The organism is Blastomonas sp. 34TW (genome assembly GCF_059803595.1).
The window spans coordinates 123,727-140,473 of record NZ_JAPFGW010000010.1; the positions used below are offsets into that span (position 1 = coordinate 123,727).

General features: G+C 62.5%; 25 protein-coding genes. 18 read left to right on the forward strand and 7 right to left on the reverse strand.

Translation table 11 applies throughout. The features are described 5' to 3' along the window. Positions 1-23: 23 nt before the first annotated feature. Entirely contained in the window at positions 24-1,130 is a 1,107-nt protein-coding gene (locus tag OPU69_RS13920; RefSeq protein WP_498511843.1) for an RHS repeat-associated core domain-containing protein, read from the reverse strand. Positions 1,131-1,177: 47 nt separating this feature from the next. Between OPU69_RS13920 and OPU69_RS13925 the strand changes: the two genes are divergently transcribed. From OPU69_RS13925 to OPU69_RS13940, 4 genes are read left to right on the forward strand one after another with little or no spacing between them, the layout of a single operon-like run. Further along, complete coding sequence (locus OPU69_RS13925; protein WP_498511845.1) at positions 1,178-2,155, forward strand: alpha/beta hydrolase; 978 nt, start codon at positions 1,178-1,180, stop codon at positions 2,153-2,155. 14 nt (positions 2,156-2,169) lie between these two features. Beyond that, positions 2,170-2,904, forward strand: a complete 735-nt coding sequence (locus OPU69_RS13930; RefSeq protein WP_498511846.1) for an HI_0983 family protein — start codon at positions 2,170-2,172, stop codon at positions 2,902-2,904. Between the two features lie 17 nt (positions 2,905-2,921). After that, positions 2,922-3,398 (forward strand): RNA pyrophosphohydrolase, encoded by a 477-nt coding sequence (locus tag OPU69_RS13935; RefSeq protein ID WP_498511848.1) that lies wholly within the window; start codon positions 2,922-2,924, stop codon positions 3,396-3,398. 38 nt (positions 3,399-3,436) lie between these two features. Then, entirely contained in the window at positions 3,437-4,402 is a 966-nt protein-coding gene (locus OPU69_RS13940; protein ID WP_498511849.1) for a DUF481 domain-containing protein, read from the forward strand. 6 nt (positions 4,403-4,408) lie between these two features. Here OPU69_RS13940 and OPU69_RS13945 read toward each other — a convergent pair whose 3' ends face one another. The 4 genes from OPU69_RS13945 to OPU69_RS13960 all read right to left on the reverse strand — a co-directional run bounded on the left by OPU69_RS13945 (position 4,409) and on the right by OPU69_RS13960 (position 7,935). Continuing rightward, complete coding sequence (locus OPU69_RS13945) at positions 4,409-5,164, reverse strand: hypothetical protein (RefSeq protein ID WP_498511851.1); 756 nt, start codon at positions 5,162-5,164, stop codon at positions 4,409-4,411. A 169-nt stretch (positions 5,165-5,333) separates the two neighbouring features. Then, entirely contained in the window at positions 5,334-5,888 is a 555-nt protein-coding gene (locus OPU69_RS13950) for a GNAT family N-acetyltransferase (RefSeq protein ID WP_060978260.1), read from the reverse strand. 149 nt (positions 5,889-6,037) lie between these two features. Next, positions 6,038-6,517, reverse strand: coding sequence for a glycine zipper 2TM domain-containing protein (locus tag OPU69_RS13955; RefSeq protein ID WP_060978259.1), 480 nt, complete (start codon positions 6,515-6,517; stop codon positions 6,038-6,040). Between the two features lie 284 nt (positions 6,518-6,801). After that, the gene (locus tag OPU69_RS13960; RefSeq protein ID WP_498511854.1) at positions 6,802-7,935 is read right to left on the reverse strand and encodes a zinc-binding dehydrogenase; all 1,134 of its coding nucleotides are present in this window, start codon (positions 7,933-7,935) and stop codon (positions 6,802-6,804) included. A gap of 97 nt (positions 7,936-8,032) precedes the next feature. Between OPU69_RS13960 and OPU69_RS13965 the strand changes: the two genes are divergently transcribed. Then, the gene (locus tag OPU69_RS13965) at positions 8,033-8,575 is read left to right on the forward strand and encodes a pseudouridine synthase (RefSeq protein WP_498511856.1); all 543 of its coding nucleotides are present in this window, start codon (positions 8,033-8,035) and stop codon (positions 8,573-8,575) included. 8 nt (positions 8,576-8,583) lie between these two features. On the opposite strand, the gene OPU69_RS13970 is transcribed toward OPU69_RS13965, so the two are convergent. Both OPU69_RS13970 and pspF read right to left on the reverse strand, forming a co-directional pair. Beyond that, positions 8,584-9,723 (reverse strand): JmjC domain-containing protein, encoded by a 1,140-nt coding sequence (locus OPU69_RS13970; RefSeq protein ID WP_498511858.1) that lies wholly within the window; start codon positions 9,721-9,723, stop codon positions 8,584-8,586. 41 nt (positions 9,724-9,764) lie between these two features. Further along, entirely contained in the window at positions 9,765-10,826 is a 1,062-nt protein-coding gene (pspF, locus tag OPU69_RS13975) for a phage shock protein operon transcriptional activator (RefSeq protein WP_498511860.1), read from the reverse strand. A 162-nt stretch (positions 10,827-10,988) separates the two neighbouring features. Between pspF and OPU69_RS13980 the strand changes: the two genes are divergently transcribed. The 13 genes from OPU69_RS13980 (at position 10,989) to OPU69_RS14040 (ending at position 16,691) form a co-directional block, all read left to right on the forward strand. Continuing rightward, a complete protein-coding gene (locus OPU69_RS13980) occupies positions 10,989-11,189 on the forward strand; it encodes a hypothetical protein (protein WP_060978254.1) in 201 nt (66 codons plus the stop codon). 128 nt (positions 11,190-11,317) lie between these two features. Continuing rightward, complete coding sequence (gene pspA / locus OPU69_RS13985) at positions 11,318-12,013, forward strand: phage shock protein PspA (protein WP_060978253.1); 696 nt, start codon at positions 11,318-11,320, stop codon at positions 12,011-12,013. Positions 12,014-12,017: 4 nt separating this feature from the next. Further along, positions 12,018-12,320 (forward strand): envelope stress response membrane protein PspB, encoded by a 303-nt coding sequence (gene pspB / locus OPU69_RS13990; protein ID WP_060978252.1) that lies wholly within the window; start codon positions 12,018-12,020, stop codon positions 12,318-12,320. Next, complete coding sequence (gene pspC / locus OPU69_RS13995; RefSeq protein WP_498511863.1) at positions 12,317-12,724, forward strand: envelope stress response membrane protein PspC; 408 nt, start codon at positions 12,317-12,319, stop codon at positions 12,722-12,724. The genes pspB and pspC overlap by 4 nt, the downstream gene beginning before the upstream one ends. Before the next feature lie 39 nt (positions 12,725-12,763). Beyond that, the gene (locus tag OPU69_RS14000) at positions 12,764-13,084 is read left to right on the forward strand and encodes a hypothetical protein (protein WP_060978250.1); all 321 of its coding nucleotides are present in this window, start codon (positions 12,764-12,766) and stop codon (positions 13,082-13,084) included. Next, complete coding sequence (locus OPU69_RS14005; RefSeq protein ID WP_208597918.1) at positions 13,081-13,407, forward strand: hypothetical protein; 327 nt, start codon at positions 13,081-13,083, stop codon at positions 13,405-13,407. Before OPU69_RS14000 ends, OPU69_RS14005 begins: the two co-directional genes overlap by 4 nt. 29 nt (positions 13,408-13,436) lie before the next feature. After that, a complete protein-coding gene (locus OPU69_RS14010; protein ID WP_060978249.1) occupies positions 13,437-13,703 on the forward strand; it encodes a hypothetical protein in 267 nt (88 codons plus the stop codon). 23 nt (positions 13,704-13,726) lie between these two features. Next, positions 13,727-13,987 (forward strand): hypothetical protein, encoded by a 261-nt coding sequence (locus OPU69_RS14015; RefSeq protein ID WP_060978248.1) that lies wholly within the window; start codon positions 13,727-13,729, stop codon positions 13,985-13,987. Between the two features lie 17 nt (positions 13,988-14,004). Beyond that, positions 14,005-14,280, forward strand: coding sequence for a hypothetical protein (locus tag OPU69_RS14020; RefSeq protein ID WP_066043630.1), 276 nt, complete (start codon positions 14,005-14,007; stop codon positions 14,278-14,280). 51 nt (positions 14,281-14,331) lie between these two features. Next, positions 14,332-14,571, forward strand: a complete 240-nt coding sequence (locus OPU69_RS14025) for a hypothetical protein (protein ID WP_498511867.1) — start codon at positions 14,332-14,334, stop codon at positions 14,569-14,571. 51 nt (positions 14,572-14,622) lie between these two features. Next, positions 14,623-15,042: a SufE family protein gene (locus tag OPU69_RS14030; protein WP_060978246.1), complete on the forward strand. Its 420-nt coding sequence runs from the start codon at positions 14,623-14,625 to the stop codon at positions 15,040-15,042. A 164-nt stretch (positions 15,043-15,206) separates the two neighbouring features. After that, entirely contained in the window at positions 15,207-16,106 is a 900-nt protein-coding gene (gene hslO / locus OPU69_RS14035; RefSeq protein WP_060978245.1) for an Hsp33 family molecular chaperone HslO, read from the forward strand. Positions 16,107-16,274: 168 nt separating this feature from the next. Continuing rightward, on the forward strand, positions 16,275-16,691 hold the full coding sequence (locus OPU69_RS14040) for a DUF3617 domain-containing protein (RefSeq protein WP_060978244.1): 417 nt from the start codon (positions 16,275-16,277) through the stop codon (positions 16,689-16,691). Positions 16,692-16,747 lie beyond the last annotated feature (56 nt).

Here is a 16,747-nt window from a genome sequence, read left to right on the forward strand (position 1 = left end):
GAAATTTCCTTCTATGAGATTCATCAATACCTGCCGACCAACAGCCCTCGACGCGTTCGTAGAAACATTAAGTAGTCTGGCATGTTTGTATCCGCAATCGACGGTCGAAACGCGTTAGCATAATTTCCAGGATGGGTATGAAACCTTGCAACAGGGAGGCCGCCGCCATCCATTTTCAAGTACTTTATAGTGGCAAATATTGAAACAGGCCTCCCTAACTGTAACCCGGTTGAAGTTCCATGTTTTGCATCCTTTCCAGGAACATACCCCGGAGAACCATTGCGATAACGATATATCCAAAAACCCTGCTCGTTGCCGCTTCTGATAGTATTTGCCCACGATTCTTTCATTCTCGATGTTACCCGAGCATCAGACAAAATATCTCGAGCGAGTTTCTGGTCACTCGAGGTCAGCGGCTTGAAATCCGTCGGACAGTCGTCGCCGGCACATTTTCCTTCAATGGCTGATCTCACTTCATCTAGAATACGGTTTGTAGCTCGCTCTACTTGCATTCCCATTAACGCACCGTCCGAACCAGTCGTGAAACCCCCAGTCGATTTGCAACTACCATCATCATTTTCAATGAGCGACCCGGTGCACGTCCCACTCGGATCAACAGAATTGACCGGATCATTCCCCACATAAGCATACAGATTGATCTGGTCCTCATAGCCGATCGGATCGGTCTGCAGGAACCGGCCCAATGTCGGCGAGTAGATGCGGGCTTTGTAATGGTACATGCCCAGATCCTCAAGCCAGGCTTGGCCCGTATACTGGAACCGCCCGATATTGCCCGTGCCAGGGATGCCGTATTCATCATAGCGGTTGATCGCGATGGTATTGCCCCAGCCATCGGCAATCGCGGTGACCGAGCCCTGGTGGTTGGTGAACAGGAAGCGGCGTTCGGATGCGCTGATCCCTGCGCCCTCGAACCACACCTGCAGCGTATCTGCGCCCTGCCCATGCACATAGCGCTTGAGCATATTGCCCCACTGGTCATATTCCGCGACCAGCGCATCGCCGTCGTAAAGGAACCTGCGGAATTCCTTTACCCCGTTGACCTCCCACAGGCGGCCGAGCGGGTCATACGCCCGTCTCCCGCGCAAATTCGCGATGGACCCGCTGTGCATCGCCGGTTAACCTCACGGTTAAACAGAACCGAGAGGGATTTGCCAGAATGACCGAAGCCGCCGAGATCGAACGCGAAACCACGAACGCGGATGCCCCGTTCGTCCGCCCGGACGTGGCGATGATGCTGGCGATGATGTCGGCAGCAGGCGCGCCTGCGATGAGCGAAATGGTGCCCGCTGACGCGCGCGAAGCCTATCGGATGATGCGGTTCATGGGCGATGCCGATCCCACGCCGCTGGCCATCATCCGCGACCTGACCTGCCCCGGACCACAGGGCGATATTCCGCTGCGCTATTACGACGCGCGCGAAACCCGCGAGGCGGGGCCGGCGATCATGTTCTTCCATGGCGGCGGCTTCGTCATCGGCGACCTCGAAACACATCACCCCTATTGCACCGAGCTCGCCGCCAAGCTGGACTTGCCAGTGATCGCGGTCGACTACCGCCTCGCCCCCGAACACCCCTTCCCTGCAGCACCCGAGGATTGCGAGGCGGCGGCGCGCTGGTTGGCGGAAAACGGCAAGGCGCTGGGCCTCGATATCACGGGCCTGGTGTTTACCGGCGACAGTGCGGGCGGAAATCTGACAATCGTGGTTACCCAGGCGCTGGTCGCTCGGCCCGCGGCCGTGCCGGTGATTGCCCAGGCCCCGCTCTATCCGGTCGTGGATTCGAGCCAGACCGGCGGGTCGTTTACCCAGTTTGCCGAGGGTTATCTGCTGACTGCAGACACGATGAACTGGTTCACAGACAATTACGCCGCGACGCCGGGCGATGTTCGCAACGACTGCATTCTGGGCGATCTGGCGACCCTCCCGCCGACGCTGCTGGTGACCGCCGGGCTCGATCCTCTGCGCGATCAGGGCCGTGATTTCGCTGCACGCTGCGTCAAGGCGGGTGTCGATGTCACCTATATGGAGATGCGCGGAACGATCCACGGCTTCATCTGCCTGCGCAAGGGCATTCCCTCGGCGCAGGACGATTGTGATGCCATCTTCCGCGGCATGAAGGCGATGCTGAACCGGTGAAACAGCGGCGCGCGATGGCCAGACGGACACTCCTCGCGGCGATCGCGCTGCTCGCCCTGCCCTTTGCCTTGCCGGATTCCGCAATTTCGCAAACTGCTCCACAGGTTCGCAACGCGCCCGACTTTGCAGACATCATCGGTGCCTATCGCGCACAGCGGACGACCGATCCGGAAAGCTGCTGTACCTATTCGGCCTCGGTATTCGGGCGCGAGGTGCAATTTCACGTCTTCGATACGTTCGAGCCCGCGTATGAGGCGAAGAACGACCGACAGATGATCGTGGAATTCGTGCCCAAGGGCGAAACGGTGGAGACCTGGACCCGGATGATCACCTTTTCAGAGTTCAAGGGTCCGGGCAGCGCCCCGGTTTCCACTGCCGAAATGCAGCAGCGCTTCTTCAACACCGGCCGGGGTTGCGAAGTTGCGAACTTCTCGCGCGTGATCGCCAGCGGAAGACTGGCCAACGGCGCCGAATACAACCTTTCCAGCAATGGCTGCGGCTCGACCGCCGCCGGCGGCTATCCCGGTGCCGTATCAGGGCGTGGCGAGCAGTTCATCGCGCTTTTGCTGCGGGACGATCAGAATGTCGCCGTACTCCACTATGCCGAGCGCGGCGCTGGATTTCACGCCGACAAGCCGCCGATCGGCGATGCTGCGGTCGAGGCGCTGATGAGCCGCTTTCGCTCCATCGCATTTTGCCGCAGCAAGGCGGTCAGCGGCGATTGCTCCATTGCCTTTTCCGCCCGCTGACAGCTAAGGCTGGACGCATGAGCGAATTTGACAGCCTTCCCTATCGTCCGTGCGCGGGCATCATGCTGGTGAACCAGGGCGGCAAGGTGTTTGTCGGCCAGCGGCTCGACAGCATGGTCGAGGCCTGGCAGATGCCGCAGGGCGGTATCGATCCGGGGGAAGAGCCGGAAGCAGCCGCCTATCGCGAGCTCGGCGAGGAAACCGGCATCGCACCGCATCTGGTCGAGGTCATCGCGCGTTCGCGCGACGAGCATCTCTATGATCTTCCGCCCGAACTGATGGGCAAGATCTGGGGCGGAAAATACCGCGGCCAGCGGCAGATGTGGTTCCTGATGCGATTCATGGGGACCGACGCGGACATCAATATCGAAACGTCGCACCAGGAATTCCGCAGCTGGCGCTGGGCCGATCCGGACAGCCTTGAGGGACTGATCGTGCCTTTCAAGCGACGGTTGTATCGCGCGGTGGTGGAAGAGTTCCGTCCGCTGATCTAGGCTCTCGGCTCGTTCTATCGACGGGAGGTCCCAAACAGATGCTGTTGCGCAGCGCCCTGACCAGCGCTTTTGTGCTGTGCGCCTGCGCGGCGCTTCCGCTGGCAGCGCAAACGCCCGAGCCGGTTGCAAAGCTGATCGATACCGCGTTGCAATCGGGCGATGCCGCAGGGCTGGACGCCGTCGTGCGCTATGCCAAGCAGGCCTATCCCCAATCTGCCGAGGCGATCGATGCCCAGGTGGCAGCCTTTCGCGCCGCCAATGCAGCCCCCGCGCCGACTCCAGCTCCAGCCTCTGACCCGGCGCCCGTCGTGACTGCCGCTGCCGAGCCCAAGACCGAACAGGCCAAGGTCGAGCAGGCAGCCGCCGTCAAATATTCGGGCGAAGGCGAGCTGGGCGCGTTCACCACTACCGGCAACGCCCCGGGAATCGGGCTGGCGGCGGGGCTCAAGCTGGTGGCCGAGGGCGAGGATTGGCGGCTGGGGCTGCTCGGCCGCGCCGACTATCAGGAAACCAGCAACGTCGTGGTGCGCGAGCAATATCGCGTGAGCGCCGAGCCCAATTACAAGTTCAACCAGCGCGGTTACGTCTATGGCCTGGGCCAGTACGAGCAGGATCGCTTCCAGGGCTTTCACGCGCGCTACAGCCTGTCCGGCGGCGTCGGCTACAGCATCCTGACCGGCGAAAATGCGCAACTGAGCGTGAAGGCCGGCCCCGCCTGGCGCTTCACGCGGCTGGTTACCGGAATGGATGAGTCGGTGCTGGCGGGTCTGGCCTCGGTCGATATCAAGCTCAAGCTGACCCCGACGATCCAGCTGACCGAAGCCGCCAGCGCCTATGTCGACGAGGAGCGCAGCACGCTCTTTTCGGTCGCCGCGCTCGATTCGCAGCTGATCGGCAAGCTCAAGGCGCGGCTATCCTACACCATCCAGTATGAATCGAACCCGGCGCTGGGCCGCGCGCCTACCGATACGACGAGCCGGCTGACGCTGGTCTATGGATTCTGATCGCGATCAGCGGCCGCCGCTGGCGACGATATCGACTTCGGTTCCGCCATTGGCCATGGGCTTGAGGAACAGCACATAGGCTGCATTGCCCTTGGTCCCTCCGAGAACATGATCGCCGCCGTGCAGCTGATATTCCGCAGAATAGCCACCGCGCTTCGCCTTGGTCCAATAGAAGTCGACGACATTCCTGACTGCCGCGGGCGTAGTGAAATTGACCACCCGGATGTTGCACTGGCCGTTGGCGACGCCGGCGGCTTCCTTGACGTTGGCGCGCGGATAGACCGCGAAATCGGCGGGCATGCGGCTCGCCCAGGTCATCGCGTAATCGAGCTTGCCCTGACATACGCCATTCTGCTGGCCGGCCTTGGCACCCAGCGTGCTGCCCTGATTGCAATCCTTGCAATCTTCGGTGGCCACCTTGGTCGGTTCGGGCGCCTTGATCAGCCCGCGCGGACCGATAGCCGCTGCGACAGCCTTTTCGGTCGCCGCGAGCTGGCCCTTGGCCGCCCCTGCCGACGGAACCGAACCATCGCTACCTTCGCCGAGCACGGCATTGCGATTGGATTTGTCGACCAGATCGGGGTCCACCAGGATCTGGTCTTCCAGCGCGCCCTTCATCGCAGGATCGGCCGCATCGGCCAGCAGCGCTGCGTCCTCGTTTTCCGCTGCCTTGTCACCGGCATTCTGGCACGCGGCCAGCGTCAGCGCGGCAGCGCCCAGCGCCAGCAGGTTGCGCGTCGTCGCGAAGGAAAGTCGGGCCATGGCTGATATCCTGTACAAGATCGGCTTCATGCCTCTCCATGCCAGAGAAGGCGTTAGCGTTACGTTAGCCATGCCTTGCGGCGTGCGAAACTGTCCCGCGCAAAGAGGGTTAACCCGCGCGCTTTGGCATGCCAGACCGTCCCAAATCGGGATTCATCGTTAAGTCGTTTCAAAACCGGACAAATTTCTTCCGGTTTTCCTGCCACTCAGCCTTGGTCTGACCATAGCGGTCGACCGGATGGTCCTGATAAGGCTCCGGCAACCGGGTTGGCCCCTGATTGTAAGAGCCCAGACGTTCGGCAAGCGCGATCGAGCCCTTGTTGTCGGGATCGATCGTGTGAATGATGCTGTCCCAGCCGAGCAGATCAAAGGCGTAATCGATCGTGGCGACGGCGGCCTCCAGCGCATAGCCCTTGCCGGCATGGCTGCGCAGGACGCCCCAGCCGACCTCCTCGCCGGGCCAGCCATCGGGATACCAGGGGCCGACGCGGCCGATCCATTCGCCGGTGTCGCGCGTGATCAGCGAGAACATCGCATATCCACGGATGTGCCAGGCACCCGCCATCGAGCAGAGACCGCGCCAGGCGACTGCGCGCGGCTGAACCCCGCCCAGAAAGCGCATCGTCTCCTCGTCCGCGCAGAATTCGGCCCAGCGCTCGAAATCCTCCGGACCCGGTGGGCGCAGGATCAGGCGTTGGGTTACCAATATCGGTCCGTTTATCATCGCGCCCTCCCGTTTTGTCCGTCTGCCGGGATAGGCAGGGGCTGACAGCTTGGCAAGCGCGGCGCACAAGCGAAACCCCTCCCCGCCTCGCGGCAAGAAGGGGTCTCCCCGTTCACCCTGCCGCGAACATGCGGCAGGAGCGACACCTCTTAGCGGCAGCGGAAGCCGTTGCCGCTGTTGCGATCGATCGAGCGACCCAGCAGCGCTCCGGCGATGCCGCCGATAACCGCACCCGTGGTGCGATCACCGCGGCCCGCAATCTCGCTACCGGCCAGAGCGCCCGCTGCGCCACCGATCAGCAGACCCGTGGTGCCGTTATCGCGGCGGCAATAATAGCGGCCATCATCGCCGCGCCAGGCCCGGCCGTTCCAGCCGCGCGCCTGGCGGCGGTCGAAACGACGGTCATAGCGGTCATCCCAGCGGTCGTTGCGGCCATAGCCACGGTCGTAGCCACGACGGTTCCAGTCATCGTCATAACCGCGCCACTGATGGGCAACCGGCGCGCGATAATCGACGCCATAAGACTGGGAAGCGCTGGGCGCGTAGCTGGCGACCGGCGCTGCCATGGCAGGGGCGGCCGAAATGGTGACTGCACCGGCGGCGGCAGCAGCAAGAATGAACTTCTTCATGATCTGTCTCCCTTGAGACCGGGACAGCGCCGATTCGCCATCCGTTGTGTTCATATTTAAGGGAGTGAAACTGAACGGACCGTGGGAAGGCTGTTCATCTGCCAGCAGGTTTTGATGAAGGGTGCGCCAGTGCATGCAATGTAAGGGCGGATCCATATTTCGTCACCCCCGCGAAGGCGGGGGTTCCGCTTCAGCTGCCCAAAGCTCGGAAAAAGCGGGATTCCCGCGTTCGCGGGAATGACGTGGAAGGGCGAGGAAGGCTGGTGCCCCCTCGCCCCGCTCGCTCACTTCTGCGGGCAGATCAGGAATTTCTCGCCGGTCGCCTTGGCATAATAGCGTGCCACGACATCCGCCTGCAGCGCCTCTTCCAGCGAAAGCTCATCGGTATAATGGCTCGCAAAGGTGGTCTTCAGCTCGTCGGCGACGCGCGCGCGAAGCCGCATGGCGACCTCGACACCTGCCTTGGCGAGGAAATTGGGAAGCAGCCAGCCACCGACGCCCCAGGCCATGCCATAGCCGCGGCTGAGCACCGTCGGCGACGTGTCGAGCCCGCCGTAAAGATAGACCTGCTTGTGATTCACCGAACCGTAGATGCTGTAAGCGCCGGGCGTCCGCGCCGCTGCGCCCTCCATCGCGGTCAGGATGTTCGAGGCGAGATTGCCGCCGCCGGTCGCATCGAAGGCCAAGGTCGCGCCGGTGGCGTGAATGGCATCGGTCAGGTCGGCCATGAAGCTATCGCTGCTGGAATCGACGATATGCTTCGCGCCCATGCCGCGCAGCAGCTCGGCCTGTTCGGGCTTGCGCACCACATTGACCAGCTCGACGCCATCAGCCTGGCAGATACGGTTGAGCATCTGACCGAGGTTGGAGGCGGCCGCAGTGTGGACCAGCGCACTATGGCCTTCCATCCGCATCGTCTCGATCATCGACAGCGCGGTGAGCGGGTTGACGAAACACGATGCGCCGTCGCGCGCGGTGTGGCCGTCCTGCAGCACCAGGCACATCATGGCAGAAGCCTTGCGATATTCGGCATACATGCCGCCGCCCATCACCGCGACGACCCTGCCGATCAGGCTTTGCGCATACTCTCCCGATCCTGCGGCGACCACGGTGCCCGCGCCTTCATTGCCGACGGTGAGCGCCTGACCGATGCGCGCCTTCATCACGCCCATGCCCTGAGGCGAGACCGGCGCCGTCAACTTCGTATCCTTGCCGCTACCGCTGCTCGTCGCCTTGGCCATGCTGGCCCAGCCGAACATCACGCCTTGGTCCGACGGATTGATCGGCGTCGCCTCGACGCGGATCAGCACCTCGTCCTCGCCCAGCTCGGGCATGGGCTTGTCGACCAGTTCCATGGTCAGCTCGCCCTCGGCGCTGACGGTCGAGATCATCTGCTTGTAGGTTGACGGAAGCGTCATGGCACGGCCTCTCTCTAAAGGGGTTGTTGTGTGATGCTCCCATGTGCCAAGCCTTGGACGACAAAGCCACCCATGACGCGCAGAAAGTGCCTTTTCCTTGCCCCGGCTGATCCTGTTCAACAAACCCTATGGTGTGATCTGCCAGTTCAGCGGCGATGGATCGCGGCCGACCCTGGCCGATTTCATCGACGTGCCCGGCGTCTACCCCGCCGGTAGGCTCGATCAGGACAGCGAGGGGCTGGTGCTGCTCACCGATGACGGCAGGTTGCAGGCAAGGATCGCCGATCCCCGCCACAAGCTCGCCAAGACCTATTGGGTGCAGGTCGAAGGGGCGATCAGCGACGAGGCACTTGCGAAATTGCGAAGCGGCGTGGCGCTCAAGGATGGCATAACGCGCTCTGCCCTCGCCCATCGGCTCGATCCGCCCGATCTGTGGCCCCGCGACCCGCCGGTGCGCTTTCGCAAGACTGTGCCCGATGGCTGGATCGCGCTCACGCTGCGCGAGGGGAAGAACCGCCAGGTGCGGCGGATGACGGCGGCAGTCGGCTTTCCGACACTGCGGCTGGTGCGCTGGCAGGTGGGCGACTGGACGCTGGAAGACCTCGCGCCCGGCGCCTGGCGGGCGCTCGACGTCCGCTGATCGGCGGCTCAGTCGTCCTCCTCAAAGGCGATAGCACCACGATTGGCTAGGTCGAGCAACAGCGCCACCACTGCGTCATCGATCTCGCCGACCTCGATTTCATGATTGGCGCACAAGGCCTCGGCAAAGCGTGCTGCCGCGCCGGTGCAGGGATAGGATTCGCCATCGACGAACAGCAGCAACCCGTCGTCTTCACGCACGAACACGAACCGGCTTGCGAAGTTGCGAAGCACACGGCGCCGCTTGGCCGTCTCGCGCACCTCCGCCATGGTCAGCGGCACCTCGGGGCTCCAATCCATGTCCGGATATTTGGGGGCGCTGTTGAAAGCGCCGAACCAGCGGGCAAATTCGGTGCGATCGGCGAGCTTTTCGAGCACCATCGCCTGCAATCGCTCCAGCGCCTCGCCGGTGATCTCCCCGGGGTGCGCCTGTAACGGTAACATGGGATCGGAATAGCGGTCGTCCTCGCCCAGCCCGTCGAGCACATGATCGCTCCAGCCGGTGATCAGTTCGGCCTGCGAAGGCGCGCGAAAACCGATCGACAGCGTCATGCAGTCATCGTCGAGCGCAATGCCGTCATGCGCGACGCCCGGCGGCACGTAAAGGATGTCACCAGGCCCCAGATCGTACACCGCCTGCTCGTCGAACTCCGCCAGCAGCCGCAGGTCCTGATGGGACCGCAATGGCGTTGCGTCGTCGCAATGCTGCCCGATCCGCCAGCGCCGCCGCCCTCGCCCCTGGATCAGAAAAACGTCATACTGATCGAAATGCGGACCGACCCCACCACCGGTCGTGGCGAAACTGATCATCACATCGTCGATCCGCCAATCGGGCACGAAGCGAAATTGCGAAAGCAGCGCCGCGACTTCGGGCACCTGATGATCGACCGCCTGCACCAGCAGCGTCCAGGGCTGTCCGCCCAGGTCCGCAAAGCGCTCAGCATCGAACGGCCCCTGCTCCAGCGCCCAGTTTTCCGGGCCCTGCTGCACGATGAGCCGCGATTCCACCTCGGGCTCGCACGCCAGCCCCGCGAGCTCGTCCGGATCGATCGGGCATTCCCATTCATTCCACGGATTGCAAATCAGCAAAGGCGCCTGTTGCCAGTGCGAGGCGAGAAAGGCGGCGGGATCGAAGCGGGCAAGTTTCATGCGCCTCCCATTTCAGCGCTGCGTACCGACGTCCAGCTATTTCACCCCAGAAGATCGTGCTTTTTCAGGCAGTGGCGCAGCTGGTCATAGCTAAGGCCGAGCGCCTTGGCGGTCTGGCGCTGGTTGTAGCGGTGGCGGGCGAGCGCGGCCTGCAATATCCGCTTCTCATGCGCATCGACCGCGCCGCGCAGATCGTCGATCGCGTCAAAATTGAGCGTGTGCTCCATCGTCGCGCGCACGCCTGGATCGGACAAGGCGGCGTCGATCACCTCGTTGCAGGGCGATTGCCCGCCTGAAGGCGCGCCCGAGCGCGTCATCGGCTTGGGTTTCCACGGCGATTCGAACGGATCGAACACGATATGGTCGACCGGCCGCTCGAAATCGTCCCAGCGATAGACCGCACGCTCGACGACATTGCGCAGCTCGCGAACGTTGCCGGGCCAGTCGTGCCGCTGCATCGCCTCGGTCGCCATCGGGCCGAACCCGGGCCAGCGGTCCCAGTCGAGCTCTGCGGCCATGCGCCGCCCGAAGAAATCGGCGAGCACCATCACATCGCCTTCGCGCGCGCGCAGCGGCGGCAGGGTCACCACCTCGAACGACAGCCGGTCGAGCAAATCGGCGCGAAAGCGGCCCTTGTCCACCAGCTCGGGCAGATGCTCGTTGGTGGCCGCGACGATGCGCACATCGACCTTGATCGAGCGCGACGAGCCGATGCGCGTCACCTCGCCATATTCGACCGCGCGCAGCAGACGCTCCTGCGCGCCCATGCTGAGCGTCGCGAGCTCGTCGAGAAACAATGTGCCGCCATCGGCCTCCTCGAACCGGCCCTGGCGCGCGCGCGTCGCGCCGGTGAACGCACCGGCCTCGTGCCCGAACAGCTCGGCCTCGATCAGCGTCTCGGGCAGCGCGGCGCAATTCAGCGTGATCAGCGGGCCATCCCAGCGCGACGACAGGCGGTGGAGGCGCTCGGCAATCAGCTCCTTGCCCGTGCCGCGCTCGCCGATGACCAGCACCGGACGGTTGAGCATCGCCGCGCGGCTGGCGCGTTCGACCGCGTCCAGAAACGCCCCTGATTCCCCGATGAACTGACTGCCCCGTTCCATGCACCAAGAGATAGTGCAAATTCCCAACTGGTGGCAATCCTAACCAACAGCTTCGTTCATGAAAATTTTCAAACCATTGATATTCCATTATTTTTCAAATTGGCACGCTCTCTGCAACGCTTTGGACAACACCGACACAAGGCGGTCCAAGGGAGAAAGACAGTGAAAACCACCAACGCTTCGAACGCGAACAGCCAGGATCAGGACAATGTCCTCAAGTCCACGCTGATCACCACGGTCGCAGCACTGGCGCTGATCACCACGCTGTTTCTCACCGCCTTTGCGAGCATCGAGGCTGCCGCCTCGCCCGTCCATCATGATGGAGATGCCCGCGCACTCGTTTCCGTCCGGTACCTTGCCTGACGGATTTGGCCGGGACGCTTACCCCCCCCTTGCCCCGTCCCGGCCAATCACTTTCCACTAGAATGCAAAAGGGGGTAAGGTGGACGCCGGATCCAGTCCGCCTGAATTTACGAAACGGAGTTTTGGCCATGGGAATTTTCTCTCGCACCCGCGATATCATCGCAGCGAACGTTACCGAACTGCTCGACAAGGCCGAAGACCCGGCAAAGATGATCCGCATGATCATCCTGGAAATGGAAGAGACGCTGGTCGAAGTCCGCGCTTCGGCTGCCCGCACCATTGCCGATCAGAAGGAAATGAAGCGGCATGTGAACAAGCTGGAGCAGCTGCAGGCCGACTGGACCGACAAGGCGGAACTCGCGCTGTCCAAGGACCGCGAAGACCTGGCCCGCGCCGCTCTGCTCGAGAAGAAGAAGGCTGCCGATATGGCCGATCAGCTCAATGTCGAAATCGCGGTGCTCGATGATGCCCTTCGCGCTTCGGAACAGGATATCGCCAAGCTGCAGGCCAAGCTGCGCGAGGCACGGATGCGCCAGAACAACATCATGAGCCGCCTGGAAAGCGCCGAAAACCGCGTCAAGCTGCGCACCATGTACAATGGCGACAAGGTTCGCGAGGCTTTCAGCCGCTTCGACCTGCTCGAGCGCCGCGTCGACATGGCCGAGGGCCGCGCCGATGCGCTGGGCATGGCCGAGGATGAGCGGAGCGAACGCAAGGCGCTCGGCCAGCGCAGCCTGGACGACGAATTCGCCGCGCTCGCCGACAGCGACAAGGTCGACGAGGAGCTCGAAGCCATGAAGCGCGCGCTGAAGAAGGAGGGCTGAGGCGATGGAAGATATTCTGGTTCCCATCTTCGTCGTCGGCATGTTGTTCATCGGCCTGCCCTGGCTGATTTTCCACTATATCACGAAATGGAAGACCGCCGCGACATTGACCAATTCGGACGAGCACCTGCTTGAAGAACTGCATGCGATGGCCCGCCGTCTGGACGATCGCATGGACACGGTCGAGCGGATCATTTCCGCCGACAATCCCGACTGGCGCCCGGCGCGGCTGACCAGCTCGGACGACCAGGACGACTATGGCCTGGAACAGGTTGAGCGCCTGCTGAAGGAAAGGGTGAGGAAATGAGCCGGCTGGACAAGTATAAGTATGACGCCCCTGCTCCGCGCAAGACGAAATTCTATCGCGACAAGCAGAACGGCAAGTTCATGGGCGTGTGCGCCGGGATTGCCGACTATACCGGGATCGATGTGGTCTGGATCCGCGTTGCGGCGGTCCTGCTGACGCTGATGACCGGCTGGGCACTGGTGGGCTATTTCGCCATGGGCATGTTCGCCGACAAGAAGCCCGCGCATCTCTATGCCGACGACCAGGATCGCAAGTTCTGGCAGGGCGTGCGCCAGTCGCCCACCCGCACCGCGCGCGACGTCAAGGCCCGGTTCCGCGAGATCGACCGCCGCCTGGCCGATGTCGAGCTGTTCTACACTGCCAAAAACACGCGTCTGGCCGACGAGATCGAAAGCCTGCGCTGATCAAGGCCGGGCACAACTAAAAGGTATCAGGAGAATATCATGAGCTGGGGTGGACCGGGTTTCGTCCTTACGATCATCATGCTGTCCATGGGAGCCTGGGTCATCACCACCTGGATCCGCGCCAAGCATGGCTATCCGCTCGAGGATCAGTGGACGGGCAAAGTCATTGAACGAAGCGATCCCGACGCTGATCGAAAAATATCGCTGCTCACCAATGAAAACGAGCAACTGACAGGCAAGATCGGACGGCTGGAAGAGCGGATCGCGGTGCTGGAACGCATCGCCACCGACGCCAACAGCTCCAGTGTTCGCCTGGCCGATGAAATCGAACGCCTGCGCATCGAGAAGGACCCCGCATGACCGAGAAGATGATGTTGTTCCAGACGCTGGGCCCGATCATTTCGATCGTGGTGGCCATCGGCACCGCCGGATGGGTCGCCAATACCTGGCTGCGGATCAAGAATGGCTATCCGCTGGAAAGCAGCTGGGGCAAGCCGATCTATCCCAAGGCGGACCTGGAATCGGTCGAGCGGATCAAGCTGCTGAGCCAGGAAAACGCGCAGCTGCGCGCCGAACTGGGATCGATCAAGGACCGTCTGGGCAATGTCGAGCGCATCGTCACCGATGATGCGCACCGCCTGACGCACGAGATCGAAGCGCTTCGCGACAAGCGGGCCAATTGAGCAACACTCGAGGATAACGGGAGGTCATCATGCCGGACTGGGTTGTGTTTTTCATGATTGTCGTCGGCCTGCCGGTTCTGGTTGGCACGATGGGCGATGCCTATAAGCGGCACCTGAAGTTCAAGGAAAAGCAGCTCGAGGCGTTCAACAAGGAAACCGCGGAAAAGGCGGCACGCTATGCGGCCCAGACCGAGCGGCTCGAGCAACGGGTGCGGACGCTCGAACGGATCATCACCGATGGCCGCAGCGACCTTGCCCAGCAGATCGAGGATCTGCGCGACGCTCCGCTGAACTGACAGAATATACGGGGGTTTTTGAAATGTTCGATCTTGATGCGCTGCTGGTCCTCATTCCGCTGGCTCCGTTCATGCTGGGCGGGCTTGCGATCTGGACCAAGCATCAGCGCAAGACATTGGAATTGCAGATCGAACTGGCCAAGGCACAGGCCGCAGTCCGACCGCCTGTCGATGACCGAACGGAGCAGCGCTTGCGCACGCTCGAGCGGATCATCACCGATGGTCGGGGCCGCGACGACCTATCCCAGCAGATCGAAAATCTTCGCGCCAAACAGCTGAGCTGACAGCAAGGGATCACAGAATGTTCGACAATCCTTTTTCCATGGTCGTCGCGATCGTCTTCATCGTGATGATCGCGAGCGTGCTGAAGGCCCGGTACAAGGCGCAGCACGGCATCGTCGAGGACGCGATGGGCAACCAGAAGCGCACCACCCTGGCGGACAATGCCGAAACGCAGCGGCTACGCGAAGACGTCCGCGCTTTGAAGGAGCGCGTTCAGGTGCTGGAGCGCGTGATTACCGATCAGCGTCAGACCAGCGATTTGAGCCTTGAAATCGAGAAGCTGCGCGACCGCTGAGGCGGACACGCACATCACCAACCGGGCGGCGGGGGCCGTAAAGGGAAGAAGATGGAAAGCGCCTATCTGTACATGACCGTGGCAATGTCGGCCTTGCTTGGGGTTGCCCTGGTATCATCGACCATGCTGCGCGGCTGGCGCGAATGGCTGGCGTTCAAGCGCCACGAAATGGAGGCGCATGCGCCGCGCTATGACGGCGGTTCGCCCTCCACCCATTCGCGGATCGAGATTGCCGATCTCAAGGAACGCATCCGCAAGCTTGAAGCGATCGCCGCCGGCGTGGAATTGTAATTTGTGCGCGGCGGGGTGACTTTGCCCCGCCGCCTCGCTATCTGCGCGGCCATGACGAGCGCACCTGCAAGCATTGCCGATCTGGCGGAAGAATACGAATTTCTCGATGCGGATGACCGCTATCGGCTGATCATCGATCTGGGCCGCACGCTCGATCCGATGCCCGATGCGCTCAAGACCGACGCGACGCTGGTCCGGGGCTGCTCGGCCTCGGTCTGGGTCTATCCCACAAGGCTCGACGACGGCCGACTGCATTTCCTTGCCGATAGCAACGCCGCGATCACCAAGGGCATTATCGCACTCGTGCTGCTCACCGTTCAGGACAAGTCACCGGATGCCGTCGCGAGCGCGGATATCGAAGCCGCGCTCGCCCCGTTCGATCTCAGGAACCAGCTTTCGTCCAACCGAACGCAGGGCATCCCCAACATGATCGCCCTGATCCGCGAGACGGCGGGACGTTATACGGGTTAGCCTGTGGCCTGCCCCTTTCGTCACCCTGAACTTGTTTCAGGGTCCATTCATCGTCTTGGAGCTTCGGCTGATGGGGCAAGATGGATCCTGAAACAAGTTCAGGATGACGGGTTGTGGCCGAGTGCAGTTTGACGCCTCGACATCTCGACACCATATAGCCGCCCATGAGCACCGCCTTCGACACTCCGCCCGTCCATTTCACCCTTCCCGGCCAGGATGCGCGCGGGCGGTTTGTGCGGCTGGACAGCGTGCTGCGCGAGATCCTCGCTGCGCACGATTACCCCACCTGTATCAAGCTCGTCCTCGCCGAGGCGATCACCATCTGCGCGCTGATCGGGTCGCTGATGAAGCAGGATGGCGGTCAGGTGACCATCCAGGCGCAGACCGAGGGCGGCATCGTCGAGCTGCTGGTCGTCGATTATCGCGGCGGCGAGCTGCGTGGCCATGTGCGGTTCGATGCCGAGCGACTGGCACGGCTGGGAGCAAACCCTTCGCTGTTCGCGCTGTTCGGCAAGGGCTATCTCGCGCTCACCTTCGACCAGAGCTTTGGCAAGGGCCGCTATCAGGGGATCGTGCCATTGGACGGGGATTCGCTCGCGCAGGCGTGCGAGAGCTATTTCACCCAGTCCGAACAGGTGCCGACGATGATCCGTATCGCGATCGAGAGCGATGCCACCGGCTGCCGCAGCGCCGGGTTCTTGGTCCAGCATCTGCCCGAGGGCGAGGAAGGCCGCGAGCGGCTGCACGTGCGGCTCGACCACCCCCAATGGGAGCATGTCTCGATCCTTGCGGGGACGCTCAGCCATGGCGAGATGCTCGACCCCAACTTGAGCGGTCGCGATATCCTGTGGCGGCTATTCCACGAGGAGGACGAGGTCCGCACGGTCGATGGCGCGCCGCTGGTCAAGGGCTGCCGCTGCAATATCGACCATATCCGCGATGTCATCGGCCGTTTCCCGGCTGAGGAACAGGCCGAGATGGTCGGCGAGAGCGGCACGATCGCGGTCGATTGCGCGTTTTGTTCGCGCATCTTCCATATCGAGCCGGTCACGCCTGCAGGCTGATCGACGCATCATCTGCGTCGCAAACCCGCCACAATTATCGGATGATTTTGCCATCATCGCGGGCTAAGACTGTTGCATTGCCTGGGGCAAGAAACCTGAATCGGGTCGCACGCCATTGACTGTGCCTGCCGCGCTGAACGGCAGGAGCCAACGACAGGGTTTACCCGAATGAATGCTTCCCCCACCCTTTTCAAACTGCTTGTCGTGCCCGCCATCGCGCTGGGGCTTGCCTCGGTTTCCACGCGCGCCGAAGCGCCCGAACTGGCGATGCTCGGCAAGCTGCAACCGGGCTTGTGGAACCTGAAGGAACGTGGCAGCACCGATGCCAGCGACAAGCTGTGCGTGCGCGATCTGCGCAAGCTGCTGCAGCTGCGGCACCGCGACCAGCAGTGCAGCCGCTTCGTCGTTTCGGACCTTCCCGATGAGGTAACCGTGACCTATCGCTGCCCCGGCGGCGGATCGGGCCGCACCACGATCAAATATGAAGGCCGCGGGCTGATCCAGATCGACTCGCAGGGTATTGCGCAGAACTCGCCCTTCGCCTTCGCCATGGAAGGCCGTTATGCCGGCGCCTGTGACGGCTGATCGTTAGCGCGGCTGCACCATTTCTTAACCATCGCCGGGTTATGACCGTCGCGTGC